The organism is Dethiosulfovibrio peptidovorans (genome assembly GCA_002748665.1).
Taxonomy (GTDB): Bacteria; Synergistota; Synergistia; order Synergistales; family Dethiosulfovibrionaceae; genus Dethiosulfovibrio; species Dethiosulfovibrio peptidovorans_A.
Genome location: PDTB01000007.1, coordinates 22,300 through 30,040, shown reverse-complemented (window position 1 = coordinate 30,040; position 7,741 = coordinate 22,300). Strand labels below are relative to the sequence as shown.

At 54.5% G+C, this 7,741-nt stretch carries 7 protein-coding genes; all 7 read right to left on the bottom strand.

The annotated features are described in order from the left end of the window. Positions 1-756: dihydropyrimidinase (locus CSA35_00715; protein PIE55502.1), on the bottom strand; the 756-nt coding region annotated here is incomplete at its 3' end. 40 nt (positions 757-796) lie between these two features. Beyond that, entirely contained in the window at positions 797-1,714 is a 918-nt protein-coding gene (locus CSA35_00710; protein PIE55506.1) for an ABC transporter permease, read from the bottom strand. After that, positions 1,714-2,790: an ABC transporter permease gene (locus CSA35_00705; protein ID PIE55501.1), complete on the bottom strand. Its 1,077-nt coding sequence runs from the start codon at positions 2,788-2,790 to the stop codon at positions 1,714-1,716. Before CSA35_00705 ends, CSA35_00710 begins: the two co-directional genes overlap by 1 nt. After that, entirely contained in the window at positions 2,783-4,300 is a 1,518-nt protein-coding gene (locus CSA35_00700) for a heme ABC transporter ATP-binding protein (protein ID PIE55505.1), read from the bottom strand. Before CSA35_00700 ends, CSA35_00705 begins: the two co-directional genes overlap by 8 nt. 88 nt (positions 4,301-4,388) lie before the next feature. Next, positions 4,389-5,381, bottom strand: coding sequence for a BMP family ABC transporter substrate-binding protein (locus CSA35_00695; GenBank protein ID PIE55500.1), 993 nt, complete (start codon positions 5,379-5,381; stop codon positions 4,389-4,391). A gap of 94 nt (positions 5,382-5,475) precedes the next feature. Continuing rightward, positions 5,476-6,468: an ornithine carbamoyltransferase gene (locus tag CSA35_00690; protein ID PIE55499.1), complete on the bottom strand. Its 993-nt coding sequence runs from the start codon at positions 6,466-6,468 to the stop codon at positions 5,476-5,478. A gap of 20 nt (positions 6,469-6,488) precedes the next feature. Beyond that, a complete protein-coding gene (locus CSA35_00685; GenBank protein ID PIE55498.1) occupies positions 6,489-7,709 on the bottom strand; it encodes a YgeY family selenium metabolism-linked hydrolase in 1,221 nt (406 codons plus the stop codon). Between the last annotated feature and the right edge of the window lie 32 nt (positions 7,710-7,741).

Sequence of the window (7,741 nt, the reverse complement as noted above, 5' to 3'; positions counted from 1 at the left end):
GCCCCGGGCAAGGGCAATTCGACTCGCTCCCAGAGCCGAACTGACGTGTACGATATGAACCGAAGCTCCCGTGACCTCTCCATAAAAGGCCACCTGATCCACGGCAGCACCTTCGCACAGATCAGGCCTGGTGAGTGCTAAAGCGGTCATGGATTCCCGCTCCGTCTCGGTCAACTCACCGGTTAGGGCCCGGATCAGGTCGTCATCTTCTGCGTGAACCACAGCCACAGCCCCGAGTTCGGCGATTCGGGAAAAACACCGATACAATGTCCCGCTGTCGGAGCGTCGTCCCGAATCACCGTAGGCCGTGAAAAACTTGAAGCTCGTCACGCCCTTGGCAACGGCGGCGTTCAGGTGATCCTCCCGACCGGGTCGCCAGCCGATGACCTCGCCGTGAAAGCCGTAATCGATCACCGCGTCCCTGGCGGTCTCCAATCGATGGTCGATATCATCAGGCAGACTGGTCTCGGCGCTTCCCACGGTGAAGTCCACCATGGAGGTCACCCCGCCTGCGGCGGCGGCCCGACTTCCCGATAAAAAGTCGTCACTGGAACGGCTTCCCCGAACCGGAAGAGCCATATGTACGTGGGCATCAACCACGCCAGGGAGAACCAATAAGCCTTCAGCGTTCACTATTCTTCGACCGATCAGATCGGATCCAAGAGCCGCAACGACTCCGTCATGTACCGCTATATCCCACTTAAACGTACCTTGAGGGGTCACCACATCTCCACCCTGGATCACCAAATCATACACTATAAATCACCTCCACCACAAGACAGGTTCACAAATTTGGTTATTTCCTCTCCTTGCCATAGGGAACTCCCAAGGTAGCTGGAACGTTAAATTTTTGCCGAGCGACGGTAGCCACTATGGTGAGGATGTAGGGGATGGCAATCAGAAACTCGTTAGGCACTGCGGTAATCCCCGAGGTCTGAAGCTGAATGGCCATGGCATCGGCAAGCCCAAAGACCAAAGCCCCTATCAGAACTCCAAGAGGGTTCCAGTTTCCCAAAAAACAGATAGCAAAAGCGATCCATCCCCGTCCACCGATGATATCGTTTGTATACATACCCAAAAAGCCGAGAGAGTAAAAAGCACCGGCCAGTCCATCCATGGCTCCGGCAACTAAAACCGTTCGAAATCGGACGGTCTCCACGTCAATCCCGGCAGCTTCAACGGCTTCAGGGTTCTCGCCTGTTGATCGGAGAATAAGCCCCAGGTGAGTCCGATAGAGCACCCAGTACCCGACTGGAACCAGGGCCCAGGCCAGATACGTCAGAACAGACTGTGAAAAGAGAACAGGGCCGATCACAGGGATGGACGAAAGAACAGGTACCGCTAAAGGACGCAGCGGTTCAACGGTCAAAGGCAGCAGGGGGATCCCGAAGAGAACACGATAGAGGAAGAGCCCCAACCCAGCAGCAAAAATATTGAGCGCCGTCCCGGTAACGATCTGATGCTGCTTGAGCCGTACGGTAAACAGACCATACACGGCAGCCACTAAAACACCCACAACTGCAGCAGCGATGAGACCGAGGAAAAGGCTCCCCGAGGAGTACGCCACGACGAATCCTCCCCAGGCTCCCAAAAGAAAAATTCCCTCAATAGCGATGATCATAACTCCCGTACGCTCGGCCAGAACTTCGGCCAGACTCCCGATCATGAGCGGGGTACTCATCTGAACAGCCCCTGCCAGAAGACCTATCCACATCATCGTTCACCCTCCTTTTCAGAGGATTGTCGTCTACTTTTTTGAAGGGCCAGATGAGCTTGAAGAGCGCATGAGAGGATCACAAAAAGCATGACGAACCCTTCCATAATGGCAACGATACTGGCAGGAACGCCAGAGGTCTGAACTGCGAGATTTCCTCCAACCTGGAGAGCACCAAAGAGAAGAGCCGCCAGGACGATGCCTAACGGATGAGCGTTGCCAAGTATGGCAATGCCGATTCCCTCAGCCCCTAAAGTTGGACTGAATCCCTGGACGAGCATGTGCTGAATACCGTTGACCTGAGTGAACCCCGCAAGACCCGCAAAAGCACCGCTCAGGGCAAAGACTGTCACGAAGATTCGTCCGCTGTCAATCCCAGCATACTTTGCAGCATCAGGGTTCATGCCTACAGCCCGAATCCGATACCCTAAAGAGGTGCGCCACAAAATAAACCAGGCAAGCACAGCTACTGCCAAAGCAACTATCAAACCCCAGTGCAGTCTGGTATGAGGCACAAGCTTGGGAATCCAACTTCCTTCCGCTAAAACATCGGTCTGAGGATATTCGCCCTTCGTCTCCTTCAGCGGGCCTCGAAGCAAATAGTTCATAACAGCCAGAGCCACATATGTGGACATCATACTGACTAAAAATTCGTTGGCGTTGAACCGAGCTTTTGCATAGCCGACAAGAGCCGCCCACAGAGCTCCAGCAACCACAGATGCCACAAGACAGCTCGGGAGAAGCAGCCAGGGGGAGAGATGTCCTAACCGAAGAGCACACCATGCCGAGGCAGCGCATCCCAGATAAAACTGCCCCTGAGCACCGATGTTAAACAGTTTAGCCCGAAAGGCGAATCCAAACGCTAATCCCGTGAGAATCAAGGGAGTGGCTTTAGCAAAGATGTCCGCCACATTGTAGACATCACGAAAAGCCAACGAGACCAAGCGACTGTACACTAGCAGCGGATTCGCCCCCAGAAGGGTCATCATAAAACCGCTGGCGACCAACCCCATGGCAACGGACACCAGAGGCCAGAAAAAGACCGACAGATTCAATCTCCCAGAACGATCAGGCATGAGAAGGCACCTCCACCCCGGCCATGAGGAGGCCAATTTTCTCAACGTCAAACTGATCCCTGTCAAAAACTTCGAGGAGACGGCCTCGATAAATGACCCCGATCCGATCCGAAAGAGTGAGAACTTCAGAGAGTTCGGTAGAAATGAGGATAATAGCCTTGCCCTTGCTTCGCTCTTCCATAAGAACGGAGTGAACATAGTCAGCAGCACCGAGATCGAGACCTCGAATGGGCTGCATAGCTACAAGGAGACGAGTCCCCACCTGATTTTCCCGAGCGACGACAACCTTTTGTTGATTACCGCCTGAGAGCAGCTTAGCTCGAATTGCCGGAGAGGGAGTCTTTACGGAAAAACGTCGAACCATTTCCTCACCGTGACGGCGGATTTCATCCAATTGGAGAACGCCCCTTCGAGCAAAGCGAGAATCCAAACTGCTTTTGAGCATGAGATTTTCCTCGATGGACATGTCCAGAACCAGCCCTTCACGGTGCCTATCTGCAGGAATGTACCCCACTCCCAAAGCAATCCTCTCTGACGATGACGCAAACGTGATATCCTGCCCATCAAGGCTGACAGACCCCGATATCGGACGGCAAAGCCCACAGAGCGCCTCGGCGAGCTCCTGTTGGCCGTTGCCACTGACACCAGCCACACCAAAGATCTCACCGGAACGCACTGTCACGGACAACTCATCCAGAGCCAACGCTCCCCGAGAGTCTCGTACGGTCAGATCTCGTACCTCCAGAACGATCCCACCCGGATCTGTAGATCTCTCGCCCGAAACCAGGGTCAACTCCCGACCAACCATCATCCGGGCCAGATCCTGTGTACTTGTCTCGGAGGTACAGACAGTTCCGATCATCCGACCATCGCGCATAACAGCCACCCGATCGGCCACCGCCATGACTTCTCCCAGTTTGTGAGTGATGAGAATCACCGAGTTGCCCTGATCAACGAACTCACGAACGAAGTCGAAGAGTCGTTCGCTTTCCTGGGGGGTGAGAACCGCTGTCGGTTCATCCATGATCAGGATCCGAGCTTGTCGATAGAGGGCTTTGAGAATCTCGGCTCTCTGCTGCTTGCCCACGGGTAACTCTCGGACGATAGCTCCAGGTTCCACAGCGAGACCGTACGACTCGCCCAGCCTTTCGAGCTCCCGGGAGATAGTGTCCAGATCAAGGCGAGCTACCAGGGATCCCAGTCCCAAAGCGACGTTCTCCGCTACCGAATGAACCGGCACCAGGCTGAAGTGTTGGTGGATCATTCCTATCCCCAACGCCATAGCCTTCTGGGGCGAGTCGATCTTCTCAGAGCGACCATTCACGATGATCTCCCCTTCGTCGGGCCTGTACATCCCATAGAGAATTTTCATCAGAGTGGTCTTACCCGCTCCGTTCTCGCCCAAAAGAGCCAGAACCTCGCCAGAACGGACATCGAGATCAACACCGTCGTTCGCAACCGTTCCGGGGAACCGTTTGACGATACCTCGAAGAGCTACTGCCAAAGGCACCCCTTCTTGTCCATCGCTCATGTCTCATACCTCCTTAAAAACGGAGATGGGCGGGCTGCCTCACGGCAGTCCGCCCATGCATCGATACTTACTTCAGAGACTCAGGAAACTGAGACGCAAAATAAAGAACCGTCCCAGAAGCGATGGCTTTTTCAGCCTGATGTACATACTCCTGCACTTCCTTGGAGACCTGATCCGTGAATGCGACCTTGACAATGCCTTCAGCCACACCAGCACCGTTGACCTCAGGCGCAAGTTCTCCTGCCATAAACTTTTTCAGTGCCCAGGTGTACATGGCTGAGAAATCAAAATACACACTGGCCACGACCGTTCCCTTGGCAATATCGTTCTGGTTGCTGGCAAAGCCGACAAACTTGGCACCTTTCTCCCTAGCTGCCTGGATAGCACCTAAACCCACCTGGTTGGCATAAAAAAACAGGACGTCGGCACCTTTATCGATCATAGCCGAGGCCATTTGCTTACCCAGGGCCACGTCGCTCCAGGAGTTGGCATAGGCCCGGTTAGCCTCTACCCGGGGAGCGCCGATCCGAACACCGTATTCGTAGGTGTTCATCAGGCGAACCATAAGCTTATTCGGGAAACCACCGACCATGCCGATCTTGCCGCTTTTTGTGGTGAAGCCAGCTATGATCCCAGCCAGATAGCTGGCTTCGTATTCTTTAGGAAGGACTGGCCGAACATTGGGCCCGCCAGATACCATACCGTTGACCACGCAAAAAACGGACTTGGGATACTTGGCAGCCACTCGATTTGCAGTCTCATCAAATTGGGTTCCCGCTGCCATGATCAGGTCGTAGCCTCTCTCGGCATAGTTCCTGAAGGTGGACTCGTAATCGCTGGGCTGAACGTTCTCCACATACTCCATAGCTGTACCAAGCGTCTTGTTGCACGCAGTCAGCCCGGCATAGTTGGTTGCGTTCCAGCTCTGATCGTTGATCGGCCCCGGTAAAATGAGAACGATTTTGTAGTCTCCGGGCTTCTTATCCCCAGCCCAGGCTGCCAACGTTGCCGCCAGAATCAATCCAATAGCCAGACTTACAGCACCTAATTTGTGTCTCATACTCATATCCCTCCGTTCTCTCGCAGAAACCGACAAGAGCCGAGGGGTAAACGCCCCTCAACTCGCCAATGTGCGCTTTATAAGCCGATAAATACTATATGCCCCGGCCACCCATGGTCAGAGCCATAACGGCCTTGGCCGTGTGGAGCCTGTTCTCCGCCTCATCGTAGATAACTGAGTTGGGGCCGTCGATAACGCTGTCGTCGACCTCGTTGACCCGATCTGCCGGCAAGGCGTGCATGTAGAGGCAGTCTTTATTCGTGAGGGCAAACCGCTCAGCGGTACATTTCCAGGCCTTGTTCGCTTCCAAAGTCGCATCCAACACATCGGTGCTTTGATTCGTAACCCAGGAGCCCCAGTTTTTGGGGAAGACCACGTCGGCATCGCGATAGGCTGCGTCCTGATCGTGCGTAATTTTGAAGGAGCCGCCAGTTTCTTTGGCGTAGGATTCGGCCTTTTTGATGACCCACTCCGGCAGGTCGTAGCCTTCGGGGTAGGCGAGGGTGACGTCCATGCCGTATCGGGGGAAGAGCAGGCTCTGTGTCAATGGCACCGAGATGGGCTTTTTATGGGTGGTCGCGTAGGCCCAGATGATCGAGACCTTGAGGTTTTTCAGGTTGTCGCCCCGCTTCTCCTGGATGGTGAGCAGGTCAGCAGCGCCCTGCATGGGATGGAAAAGATCATCCTGAAGGTTGAGAACGGGCACGGTGGCGTGTGCTGCCATGTCCCGAAGATAGGTGTTTCCGACACCCCAGAAGCAGTTCCGACAAGAGATAGCATGACCCATCCGAGAGAGGATAACCGCCGTGTCCTTGGCTACCTCGCCATGGGAGACCTGCATGGTGCTCGTATCCAGGAAGTGACCGTGACCGCCAAGTTGTGTGATGCCCGCCTCCATGGAGTTTCTGGTCCGAGTGGACTGTTCGAAGAACATCATGAAGACGGTTTGATAGGGCAGGTATATGGTGGAACGCCCAACAGCGAAGGCGATTTTCAGATCCTTCGATACCGCCATGAGGGTATCTATCTCCTCCTTGGTCCACTCGTCTAGGGTGATGAAATGCTTGCCTCGAAAGATGGTGTTCATGTCCTCTGTCTCCCTTTTTCTCAGTTTATTTTGGAGCAATATTTATCCACATACAGCGATGGGATCACAGCGTACAGTGCGGCACAGGTTACCAGATGGCTCTTCCAGGTTTTTTCGTTGGGTGCATGAGCCTCTTCCTCTTTTCCGGGACCGAATCCGATCACAGGAATGCCGTGGCGCCCCATAATGGAGACGCCGTTGGTGGAAAAGGTCCACTTATCCACAACGGGCTCGTTTTTGAAGAGATTCCGGTAGCCCTCAACGAGGGTCTGACACGCCGGATGGTCCTCCTCAACCTTCCAGGACGGGAAGTAGCACTCGATAGGATACTCAAGACCAGTCCAGGACGGCCTGTCGTAGGAGTACAGGGAGACCTCGGCTTTGGCCTCCTTCACCGCCGGCAGGTTCCGAACTTCCTGAAGAGCCTCCTCCCAGGTCTCGCCCCATGTAAGCCGCCGGTCGATAGATATGGTACATCCATCCGCTACGGCACAGCGGGACGGAGACGTGTGGTAAATCTGGGAAATGGTCAGACTGCCCTTGCCCAGAAAGTCGTCGCTCCTCAGGTTCTCGTGGAGAGCCCGAAGCTCCATGATGATAGGGGCCATCTTGTAGATAGCGTTCTCTCCCCGCTCAGGAGCCGAACCATGACAACTGACCCCGTGAGTCTCCACCTTGATCTCCATACGCCCCCGGTGTCCCCGGTAGATACGACAATCCGTGGGCTCCGTGCTCACCACGAACTCGGGGCGAATCTTGCTCTCTTGGATGATGTACTGCCAGCATAGACCGTCACAGTCTTCCTCCTGGACAGTACCGGTAACCAGAAAGGTGTAGTCGTCCTCTAAGCTCAGATCTTTGATGATCTTACCGGCATAGACCATCGCGGCCATGCCACCCTCCTGGTCGCTGCCTCCCCGGCCGCCGATGACGTCGCCGTCCTCCATGCCCCCATAGGGATCAAAGGTCCAGTTCTTGATCTCACCCACACCTACCGTGTCGATGTGAGCATCCATGGCAACCAGGTGCTTGCCGTGACCTATGTATCCTAAAACGTTCCCCATGGGGTCGATCTCAACCCGGTCGAATCCGACCTTTTCCATCTCCTCTTTGATCCGATAAATGACTTTCTTTTCCTCGCAGCTTTCGCTGGGGATGGAGATCATGTCCCGAAGAAAACAGGCCATGTCGCCTTTATATTCCTCCGCCTTGGCGAGGACTTTCTTGAATGGAATGTTCACCTATACCGCCTCTCTTTCAGCAAAAATTTCTC

Excerpts from the sequence above, each read along its gene's own strand:
- CSA35_00690 (PIE55499.1), bottom strand. The coding sequence starts at position 6,468 with ATGAACACCATCTTTCGAGGCAAGCATTTCATCACCCTAGACGAGTGG.
- CSA35_00695 (PIE55500.1), bottom strand. The coding sequence starts at position 5,381 with ATGAGACACAAATTAGGTGCTGTAAGTCTGGCTATTGGATTGATTCTG.
- CSA35_00705 (PIE55501.1), bottom strand. The coding sequence starts at position 2,790 with ATGCCTGATCGTTCTGGGAGATTGAATCTGTCGGTCTTTTTCTGGCCT.
- CSA35_00710 (PIE55506.1), bottom strand. The coding sequence starts at position 1,714 with ATGTGGATAGGTCTTCTGGCAGGGGCTGTTCAGATGAGTACCCCGCTC.